The organism is Streptomyces sp. NBC_01294, from assembly GCF_035917235.1.
Taxonomy (GTDB): Bacteria; Actinomycetota; Actinomycetes; order Streptomycetales; family Streptomycetaceae; genus Streptomyces; species Streptomyces caledonius.
Map to the genome: position 1 here is coordinate 3988915 of NZ_CP108423.1, position 26972 is coordinate 4015886.

Consider the following 26972-nt stretch of genomic DNA (forward strand, 5'->3'; position numbering starts at 1 on the left):
GTTCGCGGGCGTGATGGCGGTGTGGGCCGTCGGCTCCGCCGTGGGCCTCGCCGTCGACGACAGGGTGCTCGTGGGCGCCCCGATCTGGGCCAAACCCTTCAAGTTCGCCGTCTCGTTCGTGGGCTACGCGCTCAGCCTGGCCTGGATGCTCTCCCTGGCCGTCGAGGCCCGCCCACGGCTGCGCAGGACCGCCTGGTGGGCCGGCACGGTCGTCACCGCGGCCAGTGCGGTGGAGATGCTGCTCATGACGGGTCAGGTGATCCGGGGCAGGCAGAGCCACTTCAACCAAGGCACTCCGTTCGACGAGCGGCTCTACAACGCGATGGCCGTGACCGTCGTCGTGCTGTGGACGGCCACGCTCGTCATCGCCGTGCTGCTCTTCCGCACCCGCGTCGCCGACCGGGCCACCACCTGGGCGATCCGGACCGCCACCGTCCTCGCCCTCGCGGGCGCCGGAATCGGCTTCGCGATGACCCGCCCCACCGAGGCGCAGCTCGCGGTCGACGACGCGCCGGTGGTGGGCGCCCACAGCGTGGGCGTACCGGACGGCGGCCCCGCCATGCCGCTCACGGGCTGGTCGACCACCGGCGGTGACCTGCGCGTCCCGCACTTCTTCGGCATGCACGCACTGCAGCTGCTCCCGCTGCTCGTCCTCGCGCTGACCGTCCTCGCGGCGCGCTTCGCCCTGCTGCGGCGGGAGCGGGTACGGCTGCACCTGGTCCTGGTGGCCGGCGGGGTCTACGCCGCGACGTTCGCGCTGGTGACCTGGCAGGCGCTGCGCGGCCAGTCGCTCATCCACCCGGACGGGGCGACGCTCGGCGCGGCCGCGCTGATCCTGGCCGCGGGCGCGCTAGGCGTCCTCGCCGCCCTGCTCGCCGGCCGGCGGGCCGCCCCAGTGGAAGAGGGTCATGGCCACGCTGGTGGCGAGGTTGTAGCTGGAGACCTGCGGACGCATCGGCAGGGAGACGAGGTGGTCGGCCCGGGCGCGCAGCTCCGGTGAGATCCCGTGGCGTTCCGAGCCGAAGGCGAGCAGGGCGTCGTCCGGGAGGGTGAGGGCGCGGATGTCCTCGCCCTCCGGGTCGAGGGCGTAGAGCGGCCCGGGCGGCAGCTCGTCCAGGGTGAGGCGCGCGACGGTGGTGGCGTAGTGCAGCCCGGCCCCGGCCCGGACCACGTTCGGGTGCCAGGGGTCGAGGTCGCCGCGGGTCACCACGCCGGTGGCGCCGAAGCCGGCGGCGAGGCGGACGACGGCGCCGACGTTGCCGAGGTTGCGCGGGTTGTCGAGCACGACGACGGGCGCGGGCCTGGGCATCCGCCCGAGCGCGGCGAGGCCGGCCGCCCGGTCGGGGCGTACCGCGAGGGCCGCGACGCCGGTGGGGTGCACGCGGGGCATGACCTCCCTGAGCGTGGCCCGCCGCACCAGCCGGGCCACGTCGGGCTCGACGTCCGGGGCCAGCTCGGCGGCGAGGGCCCGTACGGCGGCGGGGTCCTCGGCGATGACCATCCGCACGTCGGCCCCGAAGCGCAGGGCGTGCTTCAGCGCGTGGAACCCGTCGAGCAGGACGAGATCCGCCCGCACGGCGGCCTCCCGCCAGTGCCGCGCGACCGCTTCGGGATCCTGATCCTCACTCATACCCCGACCCTACGGCCCGCCCCTGTTCGAGCCGCTGCGCGGGCCTCTCCGGGCTGAAAATCCAGCCTCGCCGGCGTTTGAGGCGCGGGGTCCGGGGCGGAGCCCCGTTCTTTCAGCGGGGGACGGGGCTCGGCTCCGCGTCCAGCGGGACGGGGTCCGCGGGGGAATCCGCCGCGGCCCGCCGAGCCCGCAGCACAGCGCACCGCACGCCCACCCACACCAGGAACCCCGTCGGCAGGAACACCGCGTCGGCGGCGATCATCGCCAAGGAGAAGAACGGCAGGCCCAGCAGCACCGCGATCCCCGCGTGCTCCAGCATCATCACGGCCAGCAGCACGTTCTTGATCCGCCGGTTGAACAGCGTGAACGGAAACGCCACCTGCACCGCCACCGTCCCGTACGTCAGCAGCATCACCAGCGTCCCGCTCCCCGCCACCAGCGCGGACAGCCCCGGCCACGGGGTGAAGTAGTCCAGCCCCAGGGGGTAGTACAGCGCCGTCCCGTCCTGCCACCGCGACCCCTGGATCTTGTACCAGCCCGCCGTCGCGTAGATCAGGCAGACCTCCGCCATGATCACCAGCATCCCCGCGTTGTGCAGCAGGTTGGCGAGGACGTCCAGGACCGCCCGCCCCTCGCCCTCCGGCTCGTAGCGGTCGACCAGCCACCACAGCGCGCAGACCACCCACACCGCCGCGAACCCCGCCAGCCAGCCGTAGCTGAACCGCCCGGTCGCGGCCCCGTACGCGAACACCGCCCCCAGCACGGCCCACAGCACCGGCCCGCCCGCCCCCGCCGTCGCCGAGCCGTGCGTACGGACCCTGCGCGCGTCCAGCGACCACACCTGCGCGCAGCGGGTCAGCACCAGGTAGATCGCCATCAGGTGGATGACGTTGTCGCCGCCGTCGCCCATGAACACGCTGCGGTTCTGCAGCGACAGCACCCCGATCATGAACACCACGGACGTGGCCCGCGTCCGCCAGCCCAGCATGAGCCCCACGCTCGCCAGCACGGACAGCGCGTAGACGATCTCGAACCAGAGCGTCGAGTCGGACCACATCAGCACCGTGAAGGCCCCGTTGGAGGCGGTCAGCCGCTCCGCCAGGGCCCAGCTCCACGGCCCGTCCGGCCCGTACAGCTCGGCGCGGTGCGGGAACTCGCGCAGCAGGAAGAAGAGCCAGGTACCGGCGAAGCCGATGCGCACCACGGCGCTCTGGTACGGGCCCAGCGCCTGCCCGGTGACCTGCGCGGCCGCCCGGCCCACGGCTTCGCGGGCGCGCCTCACACCGTCCACCACGGCAGCTCCCGGTAGTAGGTCTGGGTGTCGGTGGTCTCGGTGCTCCACTTCGGCGCGGGCACCGCCGTCGTCGCCGAGCGCAGCTGGATCCGCAGGATGTGGCCGCCCCGGTGCTCCGGCGTGAGCCGGTCGACCGCGATCCGCCGCAGGTACTCCTCGGACAGCTCGCCGCGCTCGCCGTTCGGCTTGTTGTCCTCGTCGTGGGAGCCGGTGAAGAAGTCCCAGGCCCGGCGGAGCTCGTTCTGCTCCGTGTGGCTCGGCAGCAGGCTGTGGCGGATGGCCTCGCCGTCCTCGGCGCTCAGGTTCCGCCAGTCGGTGGTGATCAGTTCGCCGCCGGCCGTCCGCACCTCCGCGCGCACCTCGACCGCGATGTTCTGCTGGAGCGGGTTGGGTGCGAAGAGCTTCCAGTTCTGTTCGAACTCGGGGTAGATCCAGTCGTCGATCGTCTTCGCGTGCCGCTTGCTCACCGTGTTGGACGGGGCCACGTGCAGGAACACGAACGCGAGGTGCGCGCACGCGGCCACGGCTATGGCCCCCAGGGCCAGCGCGGTCACGACCCGGTAGGGGGTGGAGAGGCCGGCGATTCCGGGTGCCCGCGGGGGTGGCGGAGCGGCCCCTTCGGCGGGCTCCTGCTCGTTCGAATCCATCCCGCCCCGATCGTCCGGCGTCCACAGGGTTGACCACAGAGGTTGACACCCTACGGGCCGCCGTCTCACCATTGAAGCGGATGAACCGAACGATCGGTCGGTCGGGCGGACGGCAGACTCTGAGAAGGGGCCGGAATGGTGGCAGTGACCCCGGAAACGGGACCGGACACGGCCCTGGGGACAGACGGGACGGACGGGACAGGCATGACTGCTGACCTGGGCGCACAGCTCGCGGCGGCATTCGACGCGGCGGTGGCGGCCGACGAGCGGGTGGAGCCGCGCGACTGGATGCCGGACGAATACCGGGCCTCCCTGGTCCGCCAGATGGCCCAGCACGCCCACTCCGAGATCATCGGCATGCAGCCCGAGGCCAACTGGATCACCCGCGCGCCCTCGCTGCGCCGCAAGGCCATCCTGATGGCCAAGGTCCAGGACGAGGCGGGCCACGGGCTGTACCTCTACAGCGCGGCCGAGACCCTCGGAACCAGCCGTGACGAGCTGCTCGACAAGCTCCACTCGGGCAAGCAGAAGTACTCCTCGATCTTCAACTACCCCACCCTGACCTGGGCGGACGTCGGCGCGATCGGCTGGCTCGTGGACGGCGCGGCGATCACCAACCAGGTGCCGATCTGCCGCTGCTCCTACGGTCCGTACGCGCGCGCCATGGTCCGCATCTGCAAGGAGGAGTCCTTCCACCAGCGCCAGGGGTACGAGCTGCTCCTCGCCCTCTCGCAGGGCACCGAGGCCCAGCACGCGATGGCCCAGGACGCGGTGGACCGGTGGTGGTGGCCGTCGCTGATGATGTTCGGCCCGCCGGACGACGCGTCGGCGCACTCGGCGCAGTCGATGGCCTGGCGCATCAAGCGGCACTCGAACGACGAGCTGCGCCAGCGGTTCGTGGACATCGCCGTCCCGCAGGCCGAATCCCTCGGCCTGACCCTGCCCGACCCGGACCTGAAGTGGAACGAGGAGCGCGGGCACCACGACTTCGGCGCCATCGACTGGGCGGAGTTCTGGGACGTGCTCAAGGGCAACGGCCCCTGCAACGAGCAGCGGATCAGCCAGCGGCGCACGGCGCACGAGGAAGGCGCCTGGGTGCGCGACGCGGCCGCGGCGTATGCGGACAAGCAGGCGGCACAGCAAGCGGCGAAGCACGCCGGACAGAACGAGGAGGCACGGGTATGACGCAGAACTGGCCCCTGTGGGAGGTGTTCGTGCGCTCGCGCCGCGGCCTCTCGCACACGCACGCGGGAAGCCTGCACGCCCCCGACGCGGAGATGGCCCTGCGCAACGCCCGCGACCTCTACACCCGGCGCGGCGAGGGCATCTCGATCTGGGTGGTGCCCTCCACCGAGATCACCGCCTCCTCCCCGGACGAGCGGGACCCGTTCTTCGCCCCGTCCGCCGACAAGCCGTACCGGCACCCCACCTTCTACGACATCCCGGAGGGGGTGAGCCACCTGTGACCAGCACCGACACCACCGCCGGCACCGCCGGCACCTACGCGGCGGCTCTCGCGCTCGGCGACGACGCGCTGATCCTCTCCCACCGCCTCGGCGAATGGGCCGGGCACGCCCCCGTCCTGGAGGAGGAGGTCGCCCTCGCCAACATCGCCCTCGACCTGCTCGGCCAGGCCCGCATCCTGCTGTCCATGGCCGGCGACGAGGACGAGCTGGCGTTCCTGCGCGAGGAGCGGTCCTTCCGCAACCTCCAGCTGGTCGAGCAGCCGAACGGCGACTTCGCCCACACCATCGCCCGCCAGCTCTACTTCTCCCTCTACCAGCACGGGCTCTACACGGAGCTCGCGCGCGGGGACGGCCCGTTCGCGGCGCTCGCGGCCAAGGCCGTCAAGGAGACCGCGTACCACGTCGACCACGCCGAGCAGTGGACCCTGCGGCTCGGCGACGGCACCGACGAGAGCCGGCGCCGTATGCGGGCCGGCCTGGACGCCCTGTGGAAGTTCACCGGGGAGATGTTCCAGCCGGTGGAGGGGCTCGGCGACCTGGACCGGGACGCCCTGGAAGGACGCTGGCTGGCCGCGCTGACCGGCGTACTGGAGCGGGCCGGTCTCGCTCTGCCCGAGGGACCGCGCACCGGCGCCTGGGTGGCCGGAGCCGGCCGCCAGGGGCTGCACACCGAGCCGTTCGGCCGGTTGCTCGCCGAGATGCAGCACCTGCACCGCAGCCACCCGGGGGCGTCATGGTGACCACCGACGCCGCGACGACCCGCCTGGAGGCGGAGCTGGCCGAGCTGGCCGGCTCCGTCCCCGACCCCGAGCTGCCCGTGCTCACCCTGGGCGAGCTGGGCGTGGTGCGCGGGGTGCGAATGCACGAGGACGGCCACGCCGAGGTCACCCTCACCCCCACGTACACCGGCTGCCCGGCCATCGAGGCCATGTCGGCCGACATCGAGCGGGCCCTGACCGGTCACGGCATACCCCAGGTGCGGGTGACCACCGTGCTGGCCCCCGCCTGGTCCACCGACGACATCAGCGCCGAGGGCCGCCGCAAGCTCGCCGAGTTCGGCATCGCCCCGCCCCGGCCGCACGCGGCCGGCGGGCCGGTCCCGATCGCCCTGTCGGTCCGCTGCCCCCACTGCGGATCGACCGACACCGAACTGCTCAGCCGGTTCTCCTCCACCGCATGCAAGGCGCTGCGCCGCTGCACCGCCTGCCGCGAACCGTTCGACCACTTCAAGGAGCTCTAGATGGCCGCCCCCCGCCACGGCGCGTTCCACCCGCTGACGGTGGCGGCAGTCGACCGGCTCACCGACGACTCGGTGGCACTGACCCTGCGGGTTCCCGGGGAACTGCGCGAGGAGTACCGGCACGCCCCCGGCCAGCACCTGACCCTGCGCCGCACCGCCCCCGAGGGCGGCTCGGAGATCCGCCGCACGTATTCGATCTGCTCCCCCGCCCCGGTGCCGGACGGCCCGGGACCGGCGGAGCTGCGGGTCGGGGTGCGGCTGGTGGAGGGCGGCGAGTTCTCCACGTTCGCGCACAAGGAGATCGTCGCCGGGGACGTGCTGGACGTCATGGTCCCGGCCGGTCGCTTCGTCCTTGAGCCCGCCGCGGCACCGGCCTCGGGGCACTACGCGGCGATCGTCGGCGGCAGCGGCATCACGCCCGTGCTGTCGATCGCCGCGAGCCTGCTGGCCACCCGGCCCGATGCCCGCTTCTGCCTCGTGCGCAGCGACCGTACGGCGGCCTCGACGATGTTCCTGGAGGAGGTCGCCGACCTCAAGGACCGCTACCCGGCCCGGTTCCAGCTGGTGACGGTCCTCTCCCGGGAGGAGCAGGAGTCCGGGCTGCCCTCCGGACGGCTGGACGAGGAGCGACTGGCGGCCCTGCTGCCCGCGCTGCTGCCGGTGACGGAGGTGACGAGCTGGTTCCTGTGCGGCCCCTACGGCCTGGTGCAGGGCGCGGAGCGGGCCCTGGGCGCGCTCGGCGTCGCCCGGACGCGGGTGCACGAGGAGATCTTCCACGTCGAGGACACCACGGCGCCGGTCCGCACGGGCGCCGCGGCGGCCCCGGCGCACGGGCGGGTCACCGCACGGCTGGACGGGCGCTCCGGCACCTGGCCGGTCCAGGACGGGGAATCGCTGCTGGACGCGGTGCTCCGCAACCGTGCGGACGCCCCGTACGCCTGCAAGGGCGGGGTCTGCGGCACCTGCCGGGCGTTCGTGGTGTCGGGCGAGGTCCGGATGGACCGGAACTTCGCGCTGGAGGCCGAGGAGACGGAGGCCGGGTTCGTGCTGGCCTGCCAGTCGCACCCGGTGACGGAGGAAGTGGAGATCGACTTCGACCGCTAGGGAGTACCCCTGTCCAATTTCCAGAACGTGTTCTATCTTGACGCACCGTCAGACCTGAACGCGCGCGGGAGGACAGGCAGTGGACTTCACCTTCACCGAGGAGCAGCAGGCGGCCGTCGAGGCGGCCGGGGCCGTGTTCGCCGACGTCGCCCCCGACGGCGTTCCCAGCCCCGCGCTGACCCCGGGGGCCGTCGCCGACGACTTCGACCGCCCCCTGTGGGCCAAGCTCGCCGGGTCCGACCTGCTGGGCCTGGTCCTCGCCGAGGAACACGGCGGCGCCGGCCTGGACGCCATCGCCCTGTGCCTGGTCCTGCGCGAGGCCGGCCGGGTACTGGCGCGGGTCCCGCTGCTGGAGCACTGCGCCGCCGCGATGGCCGTCCAGGCCCACGGCAGCCCCGAACTGGCCGCCGCCCTGCTGCCCGCCGCGGGGCGCGGCACGCTCGTGCTCACCGCCGCCGCGCACGGCCGCTCCGGCCACGACCCGGCCGAACTCGCCGTCACCGCACGCCTCGACGGCGGGGTGTGGATCCTGGAGGGCACGCAGACCGCCGTCCCCTGGGCGCAGAACGCCGACTGGATCGCCGTACCGGCCCACACCGGCGAGGGCGAGGCCGTCCTCGCGTTCGTCCCGCGCACCGCCGAAGGCCTCGCGCTCGCCGAGCAGGTGTCCACCAGCGGGGAGCGGCTCGCCGAACTCGCCCTGGACGGCGTCCGGGTGGAGCGGACCCACCTCATCGACAACCCGGAGGCCTGGGAGCGGCTGCGCCTCCTCCTCGCCACCGGGACCTGCGCGCTGGCGCTCGGGCTCGGCGAGGCCGTCCTCGGCATGACCAGCCAGTACACCGGAAAGCGCGAGCAGTTCGGCTTCCCGGTGGCCACCTTCCAGGCCGTCGCCGTCCAGGCCGCCGACCGCTACATCGACCTGCGCGCGATGGAGGTCACCCTGTGGCAGGCCGCCTGGCGGCTGGACGCCGCGACCGGCGGCGCCGGCGGTCCGCTGCCGAGCCCGGGGGACGTCGCGGTCGCCAAGATCTGGGCCTCGGAGGGCGTACGGCGGGTCGTGCAGACCGCCCAGCACCTGCACGGAGGCTTCGGCGCCGACACCGACTACCCGCTGCACCGCTATCACGCCTGGGCCAAGCAGCTGGAACTCCAGCTCGGCCCGGCCGCCGCGCACGAGGAGGCCCTGGGCGACCTGCTGGCCGCCCACCCCCTCGCCTGAGCGGGACTACAGCACGAAGGCCGGGTTCCCGTTGTCCGTCACCATCGGGCGCCCGGCACCGTCCCAGGCCTGCATCCCGCCGTCGACGTTCACGGCGTCGATCTCCTGGCGCACCAGGTACTGGGTGACCTGCGCGGAACGCCCGCCGACCCGGCACATCACGAAGACCCGGCGGCCGTCGTCGACGGCCTCCGTCAGCTCACCGAAGCGGGCCACGAAGTCGCTCATCGGGATGTGCAGAGCGCCCTCGACGTGGCCGGCCGCCCATTCGTCGTCCTCACGGACGTCAAGGACAAAGCCTTCGGAGGGCACCGCGGCGGCGTCCACCGAGGGAAGCGGTCCGAAGTTCATACGTCGCCTTCTCTCATCGCAGATTGTCCTTCCAACCTAGCCGACGCCCGCCCCAGCCCCGCGGGCACCAATCCAGCCCCGCCGGCGTTTGAGGCGCGGGCTCCGGGGCGGAGCCCCGGCAGCGGCGCCGCACCCGCCCTCACTCAGCCTCACTCAGCGGCGAGCGCAACCGCCAGCTCCGCCTCACGCTCGGACACCTGCGCCAGCAGCTGCTCCGCGATCTCCTCCAGCAGCCGGTCCGGATCCTCGGGCGCCATCCTCAGCATCGACCCGATCGCGCTGTCCTCCAGCTCCCGGGCCACCAGCGCCAACAGCTCCTTGCGCCGAGCCAGCCACTCCAGCCGTTCGTACAGCTCCTCGCTCTCGCTCAGCCGCGCAGCAACCGGCGCCGGCCCGGCCGCCCACTCCTCGGCCAGCTCGCGCAGCAGCCCCTCGTCGCCCCGCCCGTACGCGGCGTTGACCCGCGCGATGAACGCGTCGCGCCGCTCCCGCTCGGTGTCCTCCTGGGCCAGGTCCGGGTGGGCCTGGCGGACCAGCTCGCGGTAGAGGCGGCGGACCTCCTCCGAGGGCCGCACCCGCTCCGGGGGCCGCACGGGCCGGTCGGTGAGCATCGCGGCGGCGTCGTCGGAGATCCCGTCCGAGTCCAGCCAGTCGTGGAAAAGCTCGTCCACCCCGGGCATCGGCATGACCAGCGCACGCGCTTCCTTCGCCCGCCGGAGGTCCTCGGGATCCCCGCTGCGGGCCGCTTTCGCCTCGGCGATCAGCGCGTCCAGTTCGTCGAGCCTCGAGTACATGGGGCCGAGCTTCTGGTGGTGCAGGCGGGAGAAGTTCTCCACCTCCACCCGGAAGGTCTCCACCGCGATCTCGAACTCGATCAGTGCCTGTTCGGCGGCCCGTACAGCCCGCTCCAGGCGCGCTTCGGGGCGCTCCTCACCGGTGACGGAGGAGTCGCCGGAATCACCGGGGACTGGCTGCTCGGGCTGCTCGGTCTGCTCGCTCACCCGGCCAGCCTACGGCCACCCCGCGCGGGCGATGTTTCACGTGAAACATCGCCCGCACCACAGCGGCCGAGAGCGCCCGGAACGGACCATGAACCCCGGCCTGAACCCCGGCCTGAACCCCGGCCTGAACCCCGGCCTGAACCCCGGCCCGGACCCCGGCCTAGACCCCGGCCTAGACCCCGGCCTCCGCCGCGATCCGCCCGGCCCGTACCGCCGCGACCAGATCGGCGTGATCGGCCTCGGTCCGGTCGGCGTAGGCCACCGCGAAGGCCGCCATCGCCTCGTCCAGCTCCTCGTTCTTCCCGCAGTACCCGGCCAGCAGCCGCGGGTCGACGCTGTGCGCGTGCGCCCGGGCCAGCAGGGCGCCGGTCATCCGGCCGTAGTCGTCGATCTGGTCGACGGCCAGCGCCGCCGGATCCACACTGCCCTTGCGGTTGCGGAACTGCCGCACCTGGAACGGCCGGCCCTCCACCGTGGTCCAGCCGAGCATGATGTCCGAGACCACCTGCATCCGCTTCTGCCCGGCCACCACCCGCAGGCCCTCGTGCTCCTCCGGCTGCGACACGAAGCCCAGACCGGGCAGGTACGGCAACAGCACCGACGGCCGCGCCTCCTTCACCTGCAGCACCAGCGGCTCGCCCCGGTGGTCCAGCAGCAGCACCACGTACGAGCGGGTGCCGACGCTGCCGGTGCCCACCACGCGGAAGGCCACGTCGTGGATGGCGTACCGGGCCAGCAGCGGCAGCCGGTCGCCCTGCAGCGTATGGAGGTAGGAGCCGAGCGAGGCCGCCACGGCCGCCGCCTCCCGGTCCCCGACCCGGCGCAGCACGGGCAGCGCGTCGACGAAGCGGCGGCCACCGTCCGGACCGATCTCCGTCGACCTGGCGGCGAACCGGGCGGAGGTGTTGTTGCGGGCCTTCTCCGAGACCCGCTCCAGCGTGCCCAGCAGGTCGCGGGCATCGGTGTGCGAGACCAGTTCCTCGTCCGCGATGGCGTTCCACGCGTCCATCGCGGGCAGCTTGGCCAGCAGCCGCATGGTGCGCCGGTAGGCGCCCACCGAGTCCAGCGCGGCCGCCCGGCAGGTGTCCTCGTCCGCGCCGGCCACCCGGCCGGCCAGCACCAGCGAGGTCGCCAGCCGCTTCACGTCCCATTCCCACGGGCCGAAGACGGTCTCGTCGAAGTCGTTCAGGTCGATGACCAGGCGCCCGCGGGCGTCGCCGTACAGACCGAAGTTCGCCGCGTGCGCGTCACCGCAGATCTGCGCGCCGACCCCGGTCACCGGACCGCCGGACAGGTCGTGCGCCATCAGCCCGGCCGCCCCGCGCAGGAACGCGAAGGGGTTCGCGGCCATCCGGCCCACCCGTATCGGAGTCAGCTCGGCGACCCGGCCGGCGTTGGACTCCTCCACCGCCCGCACGGCGTCCGGCCGCCCGGCCGGCGCCTCGAACGCGGCGTGCGCCGCCCGCGGCACGCGTGCGCGCAGCGCCTTGCCCTCCTCCTTGGGAGAGCCCGCCGCCACCCGCGGCGCGAACCCCGCCACGTCCGGAATCCGCTGCCCTGCTACCGCCGCCATGGCGCCGCCCCCACCCGTTGATCGCTTCTCGAACGCGCCGACCGTATCTACAGCCCGGCGTCCCTGGCCAGCAGTGCCGCCTGGACCCGGTTCTCGCAGTCCAGCTTCGCCAGGATCCGGCTGACGTACGTCTTCACGGTCGCCTCGCTCATGTGCAGCCGCCGGCCCGCGTCCGCGTTGGACAGCCCTTCGCCCAGCAGCGCCAGCACACCGCGCTCCCGCTCGCTCAGTTCCGCCACCTGGCGCCGGGCCTCCTCACCGCGCACGGCGGCCTTCCCCGACGCCAGCTGGTCCACCACGTGCCGGGCCGCCCCCGGCGAGAGGTACGCGTCCCCGGCCGCGGCCGCCCGGACCGCTCCGATCAGCTCGCCGGGAGCCGAGTCCTTCAGCAGGAATCCCGCGCCGCCCTGGCCCAGCGCCCGCAGCACGTTCTCCTTCTCGCCGAAGGTGGTCAGGATCAGCGCCCGCACCTCCGGCGCGGCCCGCCGCAGTTCCCCCAGCGCGGTCAGCCCGTCCATCACCGGCATCTGGATGTCCAGCAGCATCACGCCTGGGGCGTGCAGGCGGGCCAGCTCCACCGCCTCCCTGCCGTTCGCCGCCTCCGCGACGACCTCGATGTCCGGCGCCGAGGTCAGGATCATCCTGATCCCGGCCCGGATCAGCGGCTCGTCGTCGGCGATCACCACTCTGATCACTTCGGCTGTCACCCCGTGCTCCTACTGCTTGACCTCGTACGCCTGCTTGTCGACGAGCTTGCCGTCCTTGAAGCAGAACCGGTACACCAGATCCGTGGTCAGTGTGCTGGGCTGATGGTCGGCGAGCAGCGCCAGGCACTGCGAGCCCTCCGGCCGGGGCGGCCCCTTCCGATCGGCTCCCGCGGTCAGGAAGCTCGCGCCGCTCGGCAGCCGCCCCCGGACCGCCTTCTCGCTCTCGTTCACCTGCGCGGCGTCGTACTCGTCCCGGCTGATCATCGCGTCACCCGCCGAGTCCATCAACATCACCGCCGCGGCGACCGTCACGATCACTAGCACCACCACCGCCGCGAAGGCGATCCCGCAGCCCACCGCGATCCCACCGCTGCGGCTGGGCACCCGTACGGCCAGCTCCCGGTCCACCGCCGCCCAGTCCATCGGCTGCTGCTCGCCGCGCCGCCCCCGCGCCTGAGGCTGCGTGAGCTTCTGCGCCTGCGCCCGCTGCCCGAAGTCGTCGGCCACGTCCTGGGCACCGGCCGGCTCCGCGCCGTACGGCAGCACCCCGGCCACCCGGAAGCCGCCCCCCTCGGCGGGACCCGCGTGCACCATGCCGCCGACCAGCCGGGCCCGCTCGCGCAGCCCCGTCAGCCCCTGCCCGCCCGACACCACGTCCTCGCCCGGTCCGGCCGACGGCCCGTTGGCGATCTCCACCACCAGCGAGTCGTCCTCGTACCGCAGTTCCACCGTGATCGGCGCCCCCGGAGCGTGCTTGTAGGCGTTCGTCAGGGCCTCCTGCACGATCCTGTACGCGGCGTGGTCGCACGCCGCGACCAGCGGCCTCGGCCGCCCCGAGGTGGTCATCCGCACCTCGGTCCCGGCACCGCGTGCCGCCTCCACGACCCCCACGATCCCGGCCACGCCGCGCGCCGCGGGCTGGGCCTCCTCCACCGGCGCGGGCGCCTCCACGCCGTCGCGCAGGATGCCGACGACCTCGCGCAGTTCGTGCATCGCGGACACCGAGGCCTGCCGCAGCACGCCCACGGCCTCCCGCTGACGGTCGGTGAGCACGGGATCCACCTCCAGCGCACCCGTGTGCACGGAGATCAACGCCAGCTGGTGGCCGAGGCTGTCGTGCATGTCCTGGGCGATGCGCTGCCGCTCGCGCAGCCGCGCCTGCCCGGCGACCATGGCACGCTCGCGCAGCAGCTGCCCGTTGCGCTCGTGCAGCGCGGCCAGCAGGGTGCGGCGCTGCGACCAGTACCGGCTGGCCAGCCCCGGCATCACCGTGACCGCCAGGAACATCAGCGTGGAGAACACGATCACCAGCAGCGGTCGCATCTGCGACCACTGGTCCAGGACGCTGAAGGCGAGCGACGCGGCGAAGGCCAGCGTGAAGCAGCCCAGCGCCCGGCCCACGCCGACGATGCGCCGCCCTGCCGACCAGCCCAGCAGCGGCAGGACGAAGAACAGTCCCGGGAGGGCGGAGCTCAGCGCCGAACCGGCCACGAGCGTCGTCGCCGGCAGCCGCCGGCGCAGCAGGGTCAGCGCCACCACGACCACGGCGCCCAGCAGCATCCGCTGCCCGGACCCCCGGTCGAGTTCCTCGACGCCCAGCCCGAGGATGGCCAGCACACCGGCGAGCGCGAGGTCCCCCGCCAGCATCCGCCGGGTCCACGGCTCGGGCCCCCTCAGCCAGTCCCAGCCCGCACGCGTCTTCGCCTTCACATCCACCCGACCGACCCTAGACACCCGCCCGCACCCGCGGCCGCCCTCTTTCGTCGCCGTCCGCCGCAACGAAAGTCGGACGGACACAACTGGTCTCGCCATGCGGACAGTTGATCAACCCGAACCGGGTCCGTCGAAACACCGCACGTCAGGAGCCCCTTGGGAGGGACGTACGTCACACACGCGACCGGGATCGGGACCGGGCCGGACCGGGCCGGGCCGGACCGGGCCGGGCCGGGCCGGACAACACGAAACGGCCGCCACCGCTTTCGCAGTGACGACCGTCTCGTCGATGTGGGCGAGGGGGGATTTGAACCCCCACGTCCCGAAGGACACTGGCACCTGAAGCCAGCGCGTCTGCCGTTCCGCCACTCGCCCGAGCAGCGCCCCAGTGGTTCTTCCCTTTCGGGCCGTTCCCCTGGCGACGTCGAAACATTAGCACGGTGGACGGGGTGGTTTCACATCGCTTTCCCGCCGCCCCCGCACCCCGCTGCGGACGGCCCCTCCCGCGCTCCGCTCCCGGTGCGGGACACTGTCCTGGGAGCGCCCCTACGATCGCCTGTGAGGACCAACACTCGTCCTCACAGGAGCGATGGGGAACCACCCGAATCCGCCACGCGTGGATACGATCAGTAAGCAGTACAGGGCGACAACGACGGAGGAGGTGCCCCATGGGAGTTCTGAAGCGGTTCGAGCAGCGACTCGAAGGTCTGGTGAACGGCACCTTCGCCAAGGTCTTCAAGTCCGAGGTCCAGCCGGTGGAGATCGCCGGCGCCCTCCAGCGGGAGTGCGACAACAACGCCACCATCTGGAACCGCGAGCGGACCGTCGTCCCCAACGACTTCATCGTCGAACTCAGCGCCGGTGACTACGACCGCCTGAGCCCCTACTCCGGGCAGCTCGGCGACGAGCTCGCGGGCCTCGTCCGCGACTACGCCAAGCAGCAGCGCTACAGCTTCATGGGCCCCATCAAGGTCCACCTGGAGAAGGCCGAAGACCTCGACACCGGGCTCTACCGGGTCCGCAGCCGCACCCTCGCCTCCAGCACCTCCCAGCCGCAGGCAGGGCCGCCCTCACCGCAGGGCGGCTACGGATACCCGCCGGAGAACCAGCCGCAGGGCGGTTACGGCTACCCGCCGGTCGCCGCCCCGCCCATGCCCAGCGCCCCGCCGCCCGGCGGACCCGGCGCGCGACGGCCCGCTCCCGGCGGACCCGCCGGAGCGGCCCCCGTGGCGACCCCGGGGGGTCCCCGGCGCCACTGGATCGAGATCAACGGCACCCGCCACCAGATCTCGCGCCCCACGCTCGTACTCGGCCGAAGCACGGAAGCCGACGTGCGGATCGACGACCCCGGCGTATCGCGCCGGCACTGTGAGATCCGGACCGGAACGCCCTCGACGATCCAGGATCTCGGGTCCACCAACGGCATCGTGGTGGACGGGCAGCACACCACCCGCGCTACGCTCCGCGACGGCTCGCGGATCGTCGTGGGCAGCACGACCATCATTTACCGGCAAGCCGAAGGGTGAAGCGGGGGCAATGTCAGAGCTGACCCTGACGGTCATGCGGTTGGGTTTCCTAGCCGTTCTGTGGCTGTTCGTCATCGTGGCCGTTCAGGTCATCCGCAGCGATCTCTTCGGAACGAGAGTGACCCAGCGCGGCTCCCGCCGCGGCGGCGCCGGCGGCGCCCCGCAGCAGGCGGGCCGCCAGGCTGCCCCACCGCAGCAGCGCCAGCGCCGTGGTGCGCCGACCAAGCTCGTCGTCTCCGAGGGCATCCTCACCGGAACCACGGTGGCCCTCGCAGGCCAGACGATCACGCTGGGCCGCGCCCACGACTCCACGATCGTGCTGGACGACGACTACGCGTCCAGCCGCCATGCCAGGATCTACCCCGACCGTGACGGCCAGTGGATCGTCGAGGATCTCGGGTCCACCAACGGCACGTATCTCGACCGGACCCGGCTGACCACCCCGACGCCCATTCCGCCGGGCGCACCGATCCGCATCGGCAAGACCGTCATCGAGCTGCGGAAGTAGTACGAGAATGAGCGAGCGGAGCGAGCGCGCGGCGGCGATCCGTCCCACCGAGGACACGGACACGAGCGCGCTCCCGACCGGAGGGTGGGCAGTGTGGCTCGAGACCGGTTGTACCCGGAGGAAGCTTCGTCGACAGGGCAGGTGCGCATGAGTCTGTCCCTGCGGTTCGCAGCCGGATCCCACAAGGGCATGATCCGCGAGGGGAACGAGGACTCCGGCTACGCCGGCCCCCGTCTCCTCGCGATCGCCGACGGCATGGGCGGTCAGGCCGCCGGCGAGGTCGCGAGCTCCGAGGTGATCTCCACCCTCGTGCAGCTCGACGACGACGTCCCGGGCTCCGACATCCTCACGTCCCTGGCCACGGCCGTGCAGCGCGCCAACGACCAGCTGCGGGCCATGGTCGAGGAGGATCCCCAGCTCGAGGGCATGGGCACCACCCTGACCGCCCTGCTGTGGACCGGCCAGCGCCTGGGCCTCGTGCACGTCGGCGACTCCCGCGCCTATCTGCTGCGCGACGGCGTCCTCACCCAGATCACCCAGGACCACACCTGGGTGCAGCGCCTTGTCGACGAGGGACGCATCACGGAGGAGGAGGCGACCACCCACCCGCAGCGCTCGCTCCTGATGCGCGCGCTCGGCAGCGGCGACATCGTCGAACCCGACCTCTCCATCCGTGAGGTCCGGGCCGGCGACCGCTACCTGATCTGCTCCGACGGGCTCTCCGGCGTCGTCTCCCACCAGACCCTGGAAGAGACCCTCGCCGACTACCACGGTCCCCGCGCGACCGTGCAGTCCCTGATCCAGCTCGCGCTGCGCGGCGGCGGCCCGGACAACATCACCTGCATCGTCGCCGACGTCCTCGACACGGACAGCGGCGACACCCTCGCCGCCCAGGTCAGCGACACCCCGGTGGTCGTCGGCGCGGTCGCCGAGAACCAGCACCAGCTCTTCGACGGCGGCAACGCCATGCAGACCCCGGCGGGCCGCGCCTCGGGCCTCGGCCGCCAGGCACCGCCGCCCGCCGGATCCTTCGGCCCCCCCGGCAGCGGCGACGCCCCCGGCTACGGGTACTCCGAGCAGGGCCAGGCCAAGGGCGGCGGCGGTTACGGCAGCTTCGGCGAGGCCGACGGCTACGACGCCGACCCCGGCTACGAGGACACGTACGACCACCCCCGCAGGCGCCGCAGCAAAGGGCGCAAGTGGACCACGCGTACGCTGACCCTGCTGCTCGTCGTCGGCGTCATCGGCGGCGGCCTCTACGCCGGCTGGCGCTGGACCCAGACCCAGTTCTACGTCGGCAAGAACGGCGAGCACGTGGCGCTCTTCCGCGGCATCAGCCCCAAGCTGGGGCCGCTGGAGCTCTCCAAGGTGGAGACCGACCGCCCCGACATCGAACTGAAGTACCTCCCGCCCTTCAAGCGCAAGCTGGTCGAGGCCACCATCAGCGAAGGCAGCCTCGACGGCGCCCGGAAGAAGCTCGACGACCTCGGCGTCCAGGTCTCCGCCTGCAAGAAGGACGAGGAACGCCGCAACGCCGAGGCACAGAACAGCCAGCCACCCGGCCCCAGCCTGACTCCCGAGGAGCAGCAGCTGGTCGGCCTGTGCGGGAAGCAGTAGACACACGCGGGCACAGGGGGCCTGCCACACCATGAGCGTTGTCACCAACACGACCACCATCGGCGCCATCGAGCTGCCGAGCCGGCGGAACACCGAGCTTCTGCTGCTCGTCTTCGCCGTGGTCATCCCGATCTTCGCCTACGCCAACGTGGGTCTGGCGATCCACGGCGACCTGCCCCCCGGCATGTTCGTCTACGGCCTCGGCTTCGCGGTCCTCGCCGGCATCGCGCACCTCGTCGTGCGCCGGTACGCGAAGTACGCCGACCCGCTGCTGCTTCCGCTCGCCACCCTGCTCAACGGGCTCGGCGTGGTCCTGATCTGGCGCCTGGACCAGTCCGAGCGGCTGCAGAACCTCGCCAAGCGCAGTTTCGGTGACTTCTCGCCCTCCGCGCCCCGCCAGATGATGTACACGGCGCTGGCGATCGCCCTGTTCGCCGCCGTACTGCTGATCCTCAAGGACCACCGCGTCCTGCAGCGCTTCACGTACATCTCCATGGCCGGCGCCCTGGTGCTGCTGATCCTGCCCGTCATCCCGGGCCTGGGCGCCGACGTCTTCGGCGCCAAGATCTGGATCAGCGTCGGCGGCTTCTCCATCCAGCCCGGCGAGTTCGCGAAGATCGTGATCGCGATCTTCTTCGCCGGCTACCTGATGGTGAAGCGTGACGCCCTGGCCCTGGCCAGCCGCCGCTTCATGGGCCTCTACCTGCCCCGCGGCCGCGACCTCGGCCCGATCCTGATGATCTGGGCGATGAGCCTGCTGGTCCTGGTCTTCGAGAACGACCTCGGCACCTCGCTGCTCTTCTTCGGCATGTTCGTGGTCATGCTGTACGTGGCCACCGAGCGCACCAGCTGGATCGTCATCGGCCTGCTGATGTCGGTGGGCGGCGCCGTCGTCGTGGCCTCCTTCGCCAGCCACGTCCAGGCCCGCGTCAACGCCTGGCTCGACCCCTTCGGCTGCTACGCCACCTCGGGCGCCTGCGAGCAGGTCGGCCAGTCGATCATGAGCTTCGGCTCCGGCGGTGTCCTCGGCGCCGGATGGGGCCAGGGCAACTCCGACCTCATCGGCTTCGCCGCCAACTCCGACTTCATCTTCTCCACCGTCGGCGAAGAGCTCGGCCTCGCCGGGGTGATGGCCTTCCTCCTGATCTACGGGCTGATCATCGAGCGGGGCGTCCGCACCGCCCTCGCCGCCCGTGACCCCTTCGGCAAGCTCTTCGCCATCGGCCTCTCCGGCGCCTTCGCGCTCCAGATCTTCGTGGTCGCCGGCGGCGTCATGGGCCTCATCCCCCTCACCGGCATGACGATGCCCTTCCTCGCGTCGGGCGGTTCCTCCGTCCTCGCGAACTGGATCCTCATCGCCGTCCTCATCCGGATCAGCGACACCGCACGCCGACCTGCCCCGGCCCCCGCCCCGTCCCCCGACTCCGAGATGACCCAGGTGGTCCGCCCGTCATGAACAAGCCCCTGCGCCGCATCTCGCTGTTCTGCGGGCTGCTCGTCCTCGCCCTGCTGATCCGCACCAACTGGCTGCAGTACGTGCAGGCCGAGGAACTCAGCACGCGCAAGGAGAACCGCCGGGTCCAGATCGCCCAGTACGCCACCGAACGCGGCAACATCATCGTGAACGGCGGCGCACCGATCACCGGCTCCGCGGTCACCGCCGGCAGCGACTACAAGTACAAGCGGACCTACGTGGACGGCCCGCTCTGGGCGCCCGTGACCGGGTACGCCTCGCAGGCCTTCGGCGCCACCCAGCTCGAATCGCTCGAGGACGGCATCCTCACCGGCAACGACGACCGGCTGTTCTTCGACCGCACCATCGGCATGTTCACCGGGGAGAAGAAGCAGGGCGGCAACGTCGTCACCACGCTCAACCCCGAGGCCCAGAAGGCCGCTTTCAAGGCGCTCGGCGAGAAGAAGGGCGCGGTCGCCGCCATCGACCCGCGCACCGGCGCGATCCTCGCCCTCGTCTCCACCCCCTCGTACGACCCCTCCAGCTTCGCGGGCAACTCCAAGGCCGACGAGAAGGCCTGGGTCGAGCTGAAGGACAGCGAGGACAAGAAGCTCGTCAACCGCGCGCTGCGCGAGACGTATCCGCCCGGCTCCACGTTCAAGGTGGTCACCGCGGCCGCGGCCCTCGAGCACGGCGTCGTCAAGGGCATCGACGACCCGACGGACACCCCCGAGCCGTACTTCCTCCCCGGCACCAAGACCCAGCTGCCGAACTCCCACACAGGGTGCGAGAAGGCCAGCCTCAACGAGGCGCTGCGCATCTCGTGCAACTCCGTCTTCGCGAACCTCGGTGACAAGGTCACCCGCGACAAGATGGTGGAGACCTCGGAGAAGTTCGGCTTCAACAACGACAAGATCGACATCCCGGTCCGCGCGTTCGCCAGCATCTACGACAAGAAGATGGGCAAGGACGGCAACGCGCAGAGCGCCATCGGCCAGTTCAACACCGCCGCCACCCCGCTGCAGATGGCCATGGTCACGGCCGCGATCGCCAACGACGGCAAGCTGATGAAGCCCTACATGGTGGACAACCTCACGTCCCCCAACCTGGACATCATCGAGAAGCACGACCCGTCGGAGATGAGCCGGCCGCTGTCCGCCGAGAACGCCGAGAAGCTCCAGCAGATGATGGTCAACGTCGTCGAGAAGGGCACGGGCGAGAAGGCCAAGATCAAGAACGTGACGGTCGGCGGCAAGACCGGCACCGCCCAGCACGGCGAGGGCAACAAGAAGCGTCCGTACGCCTGGTTCATCTCCTACGCCGAGAACCCGGAAGGCGCCTCGCCCGTCGCCGTAGCCGTCGTCATCGAGGACAGCGAGGGCACGGCCCGCGACGACATCAGCGGTGGCGGTCTCGCCGCCCCCGTCGCCAAGGCCGTGATGGAAGCGGTGCTCAAGAGCCAGAAGTAACCGCCGGATTGCGGGTGGAGCGGAGTGACGCACGTCACTGAATTCCGCCCGGAACCGAGCGTACGGTACCGGTCCAGTATCAGCCTGTGGCCACGAACCGATCACGGACGATCGGCCGGTAGCCTTTGCGCGAACAGCACACCGCCGGACCACACACAGGTGCGGTCGGGACTGACGGAGAGGGCTGCAACGTTATGGAAGAGCCGCGTCGCCTCGGCGGCCGGTACGAGCTGAGCCACGTGCTCGGCCGTGGTGGCATGGCCGAGGTCTACCTCGCCCACGACACCCGGCTCGGCCGTACCGTCGCCGTCAAGACCCTGCGTGCCGATCTCGCCCGTGACCCGTCCTTCCAGGCCCGGTTCCGGCGCGAGGCCCAGTCGGCCGCGTCGCTGAACCATCCGGCGATCGTCGCCGTCTACGACACCGGCGAGGACTACGTCGACAACATCTCCATCCCGTACATCGTGATGGAGTACGTCGACGGTTCCACCCTGCGCGAGCTGCTGCACTCCGGCCGCAAGCTGCTGCCCGAGCGCACGCTGGAGATGTGCATCGGCATCCTCCAGGCCCTCGAGTACTCGCACCGCGCCGGCATCGTGCACCGCGACATCAAGCCCGCCAACGTGATGCTGACGCGCACCGGCCAGGTCAAGGTCATGGACTTCGGCATCGCCCGCGCCATGGGCGACTCCGGCATGACCATGACGCAGACGGCTGCCGTCATCGGCACCGCCCAGTACCTCTCGCCCGAGCAGGCCAAGGGCGAGCAGGTCGACGCGCGCTCCGACCTCTACTCCGCGGGCTGCCTGCTCTACGAGCTGCTCAGCGTCCGGCCCCCGTTCGTCGGCGACTCCCCCGTGGCCGTCGCCTACCAGCACGTACGGGAAGAGCCGCAGCCCCCGTCGAACTTCGACCCCGAGATCACGCCCGAGATGGACGCCATCGTCCTCAAGGCCCTGGTCAAGGACCCCGACTACCGCTACCAGTCGGCCGACGAGATGCGCGCCGACATCGAGGCCTGCCTCGACGGCCAGCCCGTCGCCGCCACCGCCACCATGGGCGCGGCCGGCTACGGCTACCCGCACGACCAAGGCCACGGCTACGGGCAGCCCGGCTACGACCAGCCCACCACCGCCCTGCGCACCACCGACGCCGGCCAGACCTCGATGATGCCGCCGATGCCCCCGGGCGACGGCGGGTACGGCTACGGCGACCAGGGCCACGGCGGCTACGACCAGGGCCCCAGCCGCCGCCAGCAGAAGAAGAGCAAGGCCTCCACGATCCTGCTCGTCGCGGCGGGCATCCTCGTCCTCGTCGGCGCGATCCTCATCGGCCGCTCCCTCTTCGGCGACACCGCCGACAACCGCCCCGCCGTGCCCAAACTCATCGGCCAGACCCTCGAACAGGCCCAGAAGAGCGGCAACAACGTCGGACTCACGGTGGTCAAGGGCGGCGACGCACCCTGCGCGGACCAGCCGAAGGGCAACGTCTGCAAGCAGGACCCGCAGCCCGACAAGAAGGTCGAGGACGGCTCCACGGTCACGGTGACGATCTCCGCGGGCGCGCCCAAGGAGCCGGTCCCCAACGTCATCAACCTGATGTACGAGCAGGCCGAGGCGGCGCTGAAGGAGAAGGGCTTCCAGGTCGACCGGAAGGCCAAGGAGTCCGACCGCCCCGCCGGAACCGTGCTCGACCAGAGCCCCAAGGGCGGCGAGGCGGAGAAGAACTCCGTCGTCACGCTGACCGTCGCCAAGGAAGTCTCCAAGGCCTCGGTCCCGGAGCTCAAGGGCAAGAAGCAGGAAGACGCGGAGAAGGCCCTCAAGGCCGTCAACCTCCGGCTCGGCAGCGTGACCGAGATCGACTCGCCCGGAGCCGCGCCGGGCACGGTCGTCGATCAGCAGTACCCGGCGGGGACGCCGCTCGAGCTGAACAAGACGGTGAACATCAGCATCGCGAAGGCCTCGGCGCAGACCGCGGTGCCGAACTTCGCGGGCCGGACCCTCGGCCAGTACAAGGACGATCTGCGGCGCGCCAACCTGAGGTTCGGCAGCGTCGTCGTCGGCCCGTCGGACGACAACGCGATCGTGGTGGGCACCGACCCGCAGCCCGGTGCCCCGGCCACCCCGGGCCAGAACGTGAACGTCATCACGACGCCGGGCCAGGGCGGCAACAACGGCGGCAACAACGGCGGCGGCTTCATCGGAGGCCTGGACGGCCGCTAGACGCCCCGCTACGTACGCAAAAGGTCCGGCCCCTCCCCGGGGGCCGGACCTTTTGCGTACGGGCCTCACAGCGGCGCCCAGGGGCCTTCCTGGTCCGGAGCACCGCAGCCGCCGGGCTCAGCGGCCCCGCAGCTCAGCGGCTCAGCGGCTCAGCGGCTCAGCGGCTCAGCGGCGGCTCAGCGCAGCTCGGCCGGCGGCGTGCGCTTCGCGTCCACCTTCTCCGTCCGGACCAGCTCGCCCCACACGATGTAGCGGTACTTCGAGGTGTAGACCGGGGTGCAGGTGGTGAGCGTGATGAACCGGCCGGGGGCGGCCTTGCCCGAGTCCTTCGGGACCGGGTTGATCACGTCGGTGTTGTACTTCGAGGTCTGGCGCAGCTCCGCGAACACCTTGTAGACGTACCAGGTGTCCCGGGTCTCGAAGACGATCGCGTCGCCGTTCTTCACCTTGTCGATGTTGTGGAACTTCGCCCCGTGACCGTCCCGGTGGGCGGCGAGCGCGAAGTTCCCCTTCTCGTCCCACGGCAGGGCCGACTTCACCGGCTCCGTGTAGTACCCGGCCACGCCGTCGTCGAGGATGTCCGGCGCCGTCCCCTGCTTGACGAGCACCTCGCCGTTCTTCATCGCCGGCACGTGCAGGAAGCCGACGCCGTCCTTGGTGTCCAGCGCCCCCGGCTGCGCGGGCGTCGACGGGTCCGGTGTCTGCCACTGCCGGCGCACCTGGTCGCCCCCCGCCGACGCGTGCCGGTCCGCGAGCACGTTCGTCCACCACAGCGAGTAGGCCACGAACAGGCCGAGCACCAGGCCGACCGTGATCAGGACCTCGCCCAGCAGGCTCAGGAACCCGGCGAGCACACTGCGGCTGCCGGCGGGCGGGGCCGCGGCGCGGCGGCGGGCACGAGACACTGCTGATTCGTCCTTAGCTGGTCAGCGCGGGCGGCGGGCCCTGGCTGCGGGGGCGTTCCTCGGTCATCCTGCCCCATACGATCATCCGGTAGGTGCTGGTGAACTCCGGGGTGCAGGTGGTCAGCGTGATGTACCGGCCCTCGGACGTGAACCCCGATCCCTCGGGCACGGGCTTGATCACCGCCACGTTCGTCGGCGGGGTCTGCGCCAGCGACGAGGTCATCTCGTACGTGTAGTAGGCGTCCCGGGTCTCGACCACGACGGGATCCCCGGGCACCAGCCGGTTGATGTAGCGGAAGGGCTCACCGTGCGTGTTGCGGTGTCCGGCCACCGCGAAGTTGCCCTTCTCGTCCGCCGGCATCGCCGTCTTCAGTGCGCCCTCGCCGTAGTGCCCGACCATGCCGCGGTCCAGCACCTTCGGCTTGCTGATGCCCTCCGCGACGGGGACCTTCACGTCCAGCTTCGGGATGTGGAGGATCGCGAAGCCCTGGCCGGGCTCGAAGGCCGTGACGGGCGGTGCGGCGGCCCCGACCTCACCCGGCTCGCCCTCACCGGCCTGGCGCTCCCACGTCTGCCGCAGCGAGCCGGCGGCCCCGTTCGCCGCCCGCTCCGCCACGAGGTTCGTGTACCAGAGCTGGTAGGCGACGAACAGCAGCATCACCAGGCCCAGCGTGATGAACAGCTCTCCGCCCAGCCGGCTCGCGATGACCACCGGGCCGCCCGACGCGGGCCGCCTGCGCCGCCGCCCGCCCCGCCTCCGGGTGCGTCTGGCGGTCCGTTTCGCGGCCTCCTGAGCTGCCCTGCGTCGCGCGGCCCGGCCCTCCGTGGGCGCGGACGGCGCGACCGCGGTCACGCGACGGCCTTGCCCACCACCGGGGCCAGCCCCACCGAGCGCTCCACGGCACCCGCGTCACCGCACCGCACGAGCCAGTTCGCGAGCATCCGGTGGCCCCACTCGGTCAGCACCGACTCGGGGTGGAACTGCACGCCCTCGACGTCGTGCTCCCGGTGGCGCAGGCCCATGATGATCCCGTCCTCGGTGCGCGCGGTGACCTCCAGCGTGCCGGGCAGGGTCTCGGGCTCGGCGGCGAGGGAGTGGTACCGGGTGGCGGTGAACGGTGACGGCAGCCCCTCGAAGACCCCGCGGCCCTCGTGCACCACGGGCGAGGTCTTGCCGTGCAGCAGCTCCGGCGCCCGGCCCACGACCCCTCCGTAGGCGACGGCCATCGACTGCATGCCGAGGCAGACGCCGAAGACGGGAACGCCGCTCTGCGCGCAGTGACGGACCATGTCGATGCAGACGCCCGCCTCCTCCGGCGTGCCCGGCCCGGGGGACAGGAGCACGCCGTCGAAGCCGTCCTGCGCGTGCGAGAGCTCGACCTCGTCGTTGCGCAGGACCTCGCATTCGGCGCCGAGCTGGTAGAGGTACTGGACCAGGTTGAAGACGAAACTGTCGTAGTTGTCGACAACCAGAATGCGCGCGCTCACGGAGTGGCTCCCGATCCCTCGTCCACCGTCACATCGTTGAACGGCAGGAGCGGCTCGGCCCACGGGAAGACGTACTGGAACAGCACGAAGACCACCGCGAGGACCAGTACGAGTGAGATCAGCGCGCGTACCCACGCGTTGCCCGGCAGGTGCCGCCAGATCCAGCCGTACATGCCGCCTGATTCCTTTTCGTCCGCGTTCGTTCAACGCACCGCAGGGGCGGTACGCGAACAGACTAAAGGCAGCGGCCCGAAAGGGTGGGTCACCTGGACAAACCGTCCGGTCTGCCCCGCTCGGCGGTGCGCGTGCCGGTCAGCTCCGCCCAGACGACCAGCCGGTGGCTGTGGCCCCACTCCGGGTCGCAGGTCGTCAGCGTCAGGTACCGGCCGGGCTGCCCGAAGGGCGATTTCTCCGGGACCGGGTCGACCACGCCGATGTCGGTCGGGAGCGTGCGCAGGGGTCCGCCCCGCACCGTGTACGTGTACCAGGTGCCCGCGTCCTTGAGGATCACCTCGTCTCCCGGGCGCAGCCGCGGGAAGTCCTTGAAGGGGTCCCCGTACGTGCGCCGGTGGCCGGCCACCGAGAAGTTCCCGACGGCGCCGAGGCGGGCGGTGCCGGCGTAGTGGCCGAGGCCCCGCTTGAGCAGCTCGGGGTCCGTGCCCTCCAGGACGGGCTTGACCCAGTCCGGGCCGAAGCGGGGGACGTACATCTCGGCGAAGGCCTTGCCGGCGGGGTAGCGCTCCGGCTCCGCGGGGGCCGCCGGGGGTGCCGACGGCGTGGGCTGCGCGGGCTGCGGCGCGGCCGCCGGAGCCGCCGCCCAGCCGTCGCGCAGCCGGGTCATCTCGCCGTCCATGGCCCGGTCGGCCTTGACCCCGGTCCACAGCAGGACGTACGCCACGAACAGCACGATCAGCGTGCCCGCCGTCAGGCACACCTCGCTGAACGTCCGTACCACCAGGCGCAGCAGGACGTCGGGACGGACCCGATCACGGGGTGGGCGCCACCGGCTTCGCATAGTGGAGGTCCACTGTGCCGGAGTAGGCGGGAAGTGTCAGCGCCTTGTGCTCGTCCACTTTCCAGCCGAGCCCGTACGCGTTCACGTACGCCTGGTAGTTCTGCAGGGCGGGGGAGGCGGCGAGGGCCTTCTTCAGCGCGGCCGGGTCGCCGACCGCCGAGATCTTGTACGGCGGGGAGTAGACCCGGCCCTGGAGGATCAGGGTGTTGCCCACGCAGCGCACCGCGCTGGTGGAGATGAGCCGCTGGTCCATGACCTGGATGCCCTCGGCGCCGCCCTGCCAGAGGGCGTTCACCACGGCCTGCAGGTCCTGCTGGTGGATCACCAGGTCGTTGGGCTGCGGCTCGGGCACGTTGGGGATGCGGGCGGTGGCGTTCGGCGGGGCGTCGTTGAGGGTGACCGTCAGGCCCTTGCCGGACAGCTCCTGGGTGCCCGAGGCCGCGCGCAGGGCGGCCAGCTTGGCGTCCTCGGCCTTGGTGCTGCCGTCGTCGCGATCGGCGAGCGTGTCCACCCGGCGGCGTACCGCCCCCATGCTCTGCTCCAGCTCCGCGTTGTCCTGGCTGCGTTCCTTGATCAGGTCCGACAGCTTCAGGAGTGAGGCGTCCGTCCGGATGTTCGTACCCTTGGAGGTGTTGAAACTGGTGACGAAGAGCAGCCCGGCCAGGGCGAAGACGGCGGCCGTCAGCAGCCGGACCGGTCTGGCCCGGCGACGGGGACCCGCGGAGGAGTCGTCGGAATTGCTCAACGTACCCTTCTCCTTCAACGCCACAGGTCCACTACGCTAACGGACGCCCGGGGCAGGCAAGGTCCCCAGCGCATCG

At 71.7% G+C, this 26972-nt stretch carries 25 protein-coding genes, 1 tRNA gene and 2 pseudogenes; 13 read left to right on the plus strand and 15 right to left on the minus strand.

Annotated features, from left to right (window positions below):
• Positions 1–13: 13 nt before the first annotated feature.
• Positions 14–895: pseudogene (locus OG534_RS18015) on the plus strand (hypothetical protein); the annotation flags it as partial.
• On the opposite strand, the gene OG534_RS18020 reads toward OG534_RS18015, so the two are convergent.
• The 3 genes from OG534_RS18020 to OG534_RS18030 form a co-directional block, all read right to left on the minus strand.
• Positions 851–1630, minus strand: coding sequence for a TrmH family RNA methyltransferase (locus OG534_RS18020; RefSeq protein WP_326589079.1), 780 nt, complete (start codon positions 1628–1630; stop codon positions 851–853). The pseudogene OG534_RS18015 and the gene OG534_RS18020 sit on opposite strands and share 45 nt — an antisense overlap.
• A gap of 112 nt (positions 1631–1742) precedes the next feature.
• Positions 1743–2912: an HTTM domain-containing protein gene (locus tag OG534_RS18025; protein WP_326593685.1), complete on the minus strand. Its 1170-nt coding sequence runs from the start codon at positions 2910–2912 to the stop codon at positions 1743–1745.
• Positions 2909–3571 (minus strand): DUF5819 family protein, encoded by a 663-nt coding sequence (locus OG534_RS18030; protein ID WP_442807103.1) that lies wholly within the window; start codon positions 3569–3571, stop codon positions 2909–2911. Before OG534_RS18030 ends, OG534_RS18025 begins: the two co-directional genes overlap by 4 nt.
• Before the next feature lie 135 nt (positions 3572–3706).
• Here OG534_RS18030 and paaA point away from each other — a divergent pair, with 135 nt between their 5' ends.
• From paaA to OG534_RS18060, 6 genes are all read left to right on the plus strand, one after another.
• Positions 3707–4756, plus strand: coding sequence for a 1,2-phenylacetyl-CoA epoxidase subunit PaaA (paaA, locus tag OG534_RS18035; RefSeq protein ID WP_385160451.1), 1050 nt, complete (start codon positions 3707–3709; stop codon positions 4754–4756).
• Positions 4753–5037 carry a 1,2-phenylacetyl-CoA epoxidase subunit PaaB gene (gene paaB / locus OG534_RS18040; protein WP_030009045.1) on the plus strand — a complete coding sequence of 95 codons (285 nt, stop codon included), beginning with the start codon at positions 4753–4755 and terminating at the stop codon, positions 5035–5037. The genes paaA and paaB overlap by 4 nt, the downstream gene beginning before the upstream one ends.
• Positions 5034–5777: a 1,2-phenylacetyl-CoA epoxidase subunit PaaC gene (gene paaC, locus OG534_RS18045; RefSeq protein ID WP_326589082.1), complete on the plus strand. Its 744-nt coding sequence runs from the start codon at positions 5034–5036 to the stop codon at positions 5775–5777. Before paaB ends, paaC begins: the two co-directional genes overlap by 4 nt.
• Positions 5771–6277, plus strand: a complete 507-nt coding sequence (paaD, locus tag OG534_RS18050; protein WP_326589083.1) for a 1,2-phenylacetyl-CoA epoxidase subunit PaaD — start codon at positions 5771–5773, stop codon at positions 6275–6277. The genes paaC and paaD overlap by 7 nt, the downstream gene beginning before the upstream one ends.
• Positions 6278–7381 (plus strand): 2Fe-2S iron-sulfur cluster-binding protein, encoded by a 1104-nt coding sequence (locus OG534_RS18055; RefSeq protein WP_326589084.1) that lies wholly within the window; start codon positions 6278–6280, stop codon positions 7379–7381.
• Between the two features lie 79 nt (positions 7382–7460).
• Positions 7461–8603 carry an acyl-CoA dehydrogenase family protein gene (locus tag OG534_RS18060; RefSeq protein ID WP_326589085.1) on the plus strand — a complete coding sequence of 381 codons (1143 nt, stop codon included), beginning with the start codon at positions 7461–7463 and terminating at the stop codon, positions 8601–8603.
• A gap of 6 nt (positions 8604–8609) precedes the next feature.
• Here the strand turns inward: OG534_RS18060 and OG534_RS18065 are convergent, their stop codons facing one another.
• The 6 genes from OG534_RS18065 to OG534_RS18090 all read right to left on the minus strand — a co-directional run bounded on the left by OG534_RS18065 (position 8610) and on the right by OG534_RS18090 (position 14323).
• Positions 8610–8954, minus strand: a complete 345-nt coding sequence (locus tag OG534_RS18065) for a rhodanese-like domain-containing protein (RefSeq protein WP_326589086.1) — start codon at positions 8952–8954, stop codon at positions 8610–8612.
• 149 nt (positions 8955–9103) lie between these two features.
• Entirely contained in the window at positions 9104–9865 is a 762-nt protein-coding gene (locus OG534_RS18070; protein ID WP_326593687.1) for a hypothetical protein, read from the minus strand.
• Positions 9866–10127: 262 nt separating this feature from the next.
• Positions 10128–11528: a DUF2252 domain-containing protein gene (locus OG534_RS18075; protein ID WP_326589087.1), complete on the minus strand. Its 1401-nt coding sequence runs from the start codon at positions 11526–11528 to the stop codon at positions 10128–10130.
• Between the two features lie 47 nt (positions 11529–11575).
• A complete protein-coding gene (locus tag OG534_RS18080; RefSeq protein ID WP_326589088.1) occupies positions 11576–12235 on the minus strand; it encodes a response regulator transcription factor in 660 nt (219 codons plus the stop codon).
• 9 nt (positions 12236–12244) lie between these two features.
• Positions 12245–13951, minus strand: coding sequence for a sensor histidine kinase (locus OG534_RS18085; RefSeq protein WP_326589089.1), 1707 nt, complete (start codon positions 13949–13951; stop codon positions 12245–12247).
• A 289-nt stretch (positions 13952–14240) separates the two neighbouring features.
• Positions 14241–14323, minus strand: a tRNA-Leu gene (locus OG534_RS18090).
• 293 nt (positions 14324–14616) lie between these two features.
• Here OG534_RS18090 and OG534_RS18095 point away from each other — a divergent pair.
• From OG534_RS18095 to pknB, 6 genes are all read left to right on the plus strand, one after another.
• The gene (locus OG534_RS18095) at positions 14617–15474 is read left to right on the plus strand and encodes a DUF3662 and FHA domain-containing protein (RefSeq protein WP_326589090.1); all 858 of its coding nucleotides are present in this window, start codon (positions 14617–14619) and stop codon (positions 15472–15474) included.
• Between the two features lie 10 nt (positions 15475–15484).
• Positions 15485–15982, plus strand: a complete 498-nt coding sequence (locus OG534_RS18100) for an FHA domain-containing protein FhaB/FipA (protein WP_326589091.1) — start codon at positions 15485–15487, stop codon at positions 15980–15982.
• Between the two features lie 93 nt (positions 15983–16075).
• Positions 16076–17599: a PP2C family protein-serine/threonine phosphatase gene (locus OG534_RS18105; protein WP_442807104.1), complete on the plus strand. Its 1524-nt coding sequence runs from the start codon at positions 16076–16078 to the stop codon at positions 17597–17599.
• Between the two features lie 31 nt (positions 17600–17630).
• Positions 17631–19055 carry an FtsW/RodA/SpoVE family cell cycle protein gene (locus OG534_RS18110; protein WP_326589093.1) on the plus strand — a complete coding sequence of 475 codons (1425 nt, stop codon included), beginning with the start codon at positions 17631–17633 and terminating at the stop codon, positions 19053–19055.
• Positions 19052–20521 (plus strand): peptidoglycan D,D-transpeptidase FtsI family protein, encoded by a 1470-nt coding sequence (locus OG534_RS18115; protein WP_326589094.1) that lies wholly within the window; start codon positions 19052–19054, stop codon positions 20519–20521. The genes OG534_RS18110 and OG534_RS18115 overlap by 4 nt, the downstream gene beginning before the upstream one ends.
• 194 nt (positions 20522–20715) lie before the next feature.
• A complete protein-coding gene (gene pknB, locus OG534_RS18120; RefSeq protein WP_326589095.1) occupies positions 20716–22743 on the plus strand; it encodes a Stk1 family PASTA domain-containing Ser/Thr kinase in 2028 nt (675 codons plus the stop codon).
• Between the two features lie 176 nt (positions 22744–22919).
• Here pknB and OG534_RS18125 read toward each other — a convergent pair whose 3' ends face one another.
• The 6 genes and pseudogenes from OG534_RS18125 to OG534_RS18150 form a co-directional block, all read right to left on the minus strand.
• The gene (locus tag OG534_RS18125; protein WP_326589096.1) at positions 22920–23648 is read right to left on the minus strand and encodes a class E sortase; all 729 of its coding nucleotides are present in this window, start codon (positions 23646–23648) and stop codon (positions 22920–22922) included.
• Positions 23649–23661: 13 nt separating this feature from the next.
• Positions 23662–24549 (minus strand): annotated as a pseudogene (locus OG534_RS18130) (class E sortase); the annotation flags it as partial.
• Entirely contained in the window at positions 24498–25136 is a 639-nt protein-coding gene (locus tag OG534_RS18135) for an aminodeoxychorismate/anthranilate synthase component II (protein WP_326589097.1), read from the minus strand. The gene OG534_RS18135 and the pseudogene OG534_RS18130, both read right to left, overlap by 52 nt.
• Positions 25133–25309 (minus strand): hypothetical protein, encoded by a 177-nt coding sequence (locus OG534_RS18140; protein ID WP_030011120.1) that lies wholly within the window; start codon positions 25307–25309, stop codon positions 25133–25135. The genes OG534_RS18135 and OG534_RS18140 overlap by 4 nt, the downstream gene beginning before the upstream one ends.
• Before the next feature lie 89 nt (positions 25310–25398).
• A complete protein-coding gene (locus OG534_RS18145; protein WP_326589098.1) occupies positions 25399–26151 on the minus strand; it encodes a class E sortase in 753 nt (250 codons plus the stop codon).
• Positions 26123–26896: a DUF881 domain-containing protein gene (locus OG534_RS18150; RefSeq protein WP_326589099.1), complete on the minus strand. Its 774-nt coding sequence runs from the start codon at positions 26894–26896 to the stop codon at positions 26123–26125. Before OG534_RS18150 ends, OG534_RS18145 begins: the two co-directional genes overlap by 29 nt.
• Positions 26897–26972 lie beyond the last annotated feature (76 nt).

Bases quoted from the DNA above. Each gene is read 5' to 3' on its own strand.
- paaB (WP_030009045.1), top strand. From the start codon at position 4,753: ATGACGCAGAACTGGCCCCTGTGGGAGGTGTTCGTGCGCTCGCGCCGC.
- OG534_RS18145 (WP_326589098.1), bottom strand. From the start codon at position 26,151: ATGCGAAGCCGGTGGCGCCCACCCCGTGATCGGGTCCGTCCCGACGTC.
- OG534_RS18065 (WP_326589086.1), bottom strand. From the start codon at position 8,954: ATGAACTTCGGACCGCTTCCCTCGGTGGACGCCGCCGCGGTGCCCTCC.
- OG534_RS18030 (WP_442807103.1), bottom strand. From the start codon at position 3,571: ATGGATTCGAACGAGCAGGAGCCCGCCGAAGGGGCCGCTCCGCCACCC.
- OG534_RS18100 (WP_326589091.1), top strand. From the start codon at position 15,485: ATGTCAGAGCTGACCCTGACGGTCATGCGGTTGGGTTTCCTAGCCGTT.
- OG534_RS18055 (WP_326589084.1), top strand. From the start codon at position 6,278: ATGGCCGCCCCCCGCCACGGCGCGTTCCACCCGCTGACGGTGGCGGCA.
- OG534_RS18075 (WP_326589087.1), bottom strand. From the start codon at position 11,528: ATGGCGGCGGTAGCAGGGCAGCGGATTCCGGACGTGGCGGGGTTCGCG.
- OG534_RS18095 (WP_326589090.1), top strand. From the start codon at position 14,617: ATGGGAGTTCTGAAGCGGTTCGAGCAGCGACTCGAAGGTCTGGTGAAC.
- OG534_RS18110 (WP_326589093.1), top strand. From the start codon at position 17,631: ATGAGCGTTGTCACCAACACGACCACCATCGGCGCCATCGAGCTGCCG.
- OG534_RS18115 (WP_326589094.1), top strand. From the start codon at position 19,052: ATGAACAAGCCCCTGCGCCGCATCTCGCTGTTCTGCGGGCTGCTCGTC.
- paaD (WP_326589083.1), top strand. From the start codon at position 5,771: ATGGTGACCACCGACGCCGCGACGACCCGCCTGGAGGCGGAGCTGGCC.
- OG534_RS18020 (WP_326589079.1), bottom strand. From the start codon at position 1,630: ATGAGTGAGGATCAGGATCCCGAAGCGGTCGCGCGGCACTGGCGGGAG.
- OG534_RS18140 (WP_030011120.1), bottom strand. From the start codon at position 25,309: ATGTACGGCTGGATCTGGCGGCACCTGCCGGGCAACGCGTGGGTACGC.
- pknB (WP_326589095.1), top strand. From the start codon at position 20,716: ATGGAAGAGCCGCGTCGCCTCGGCGGCCGGTACGAGCTGAGCCACGTG.
- paaA (WP_385160451.1), top strand. From the start codon at position 3,707: ATGGTGGCAGTGACCCCGGAAACGGGACCGGACACGGCCCTGGGGACA.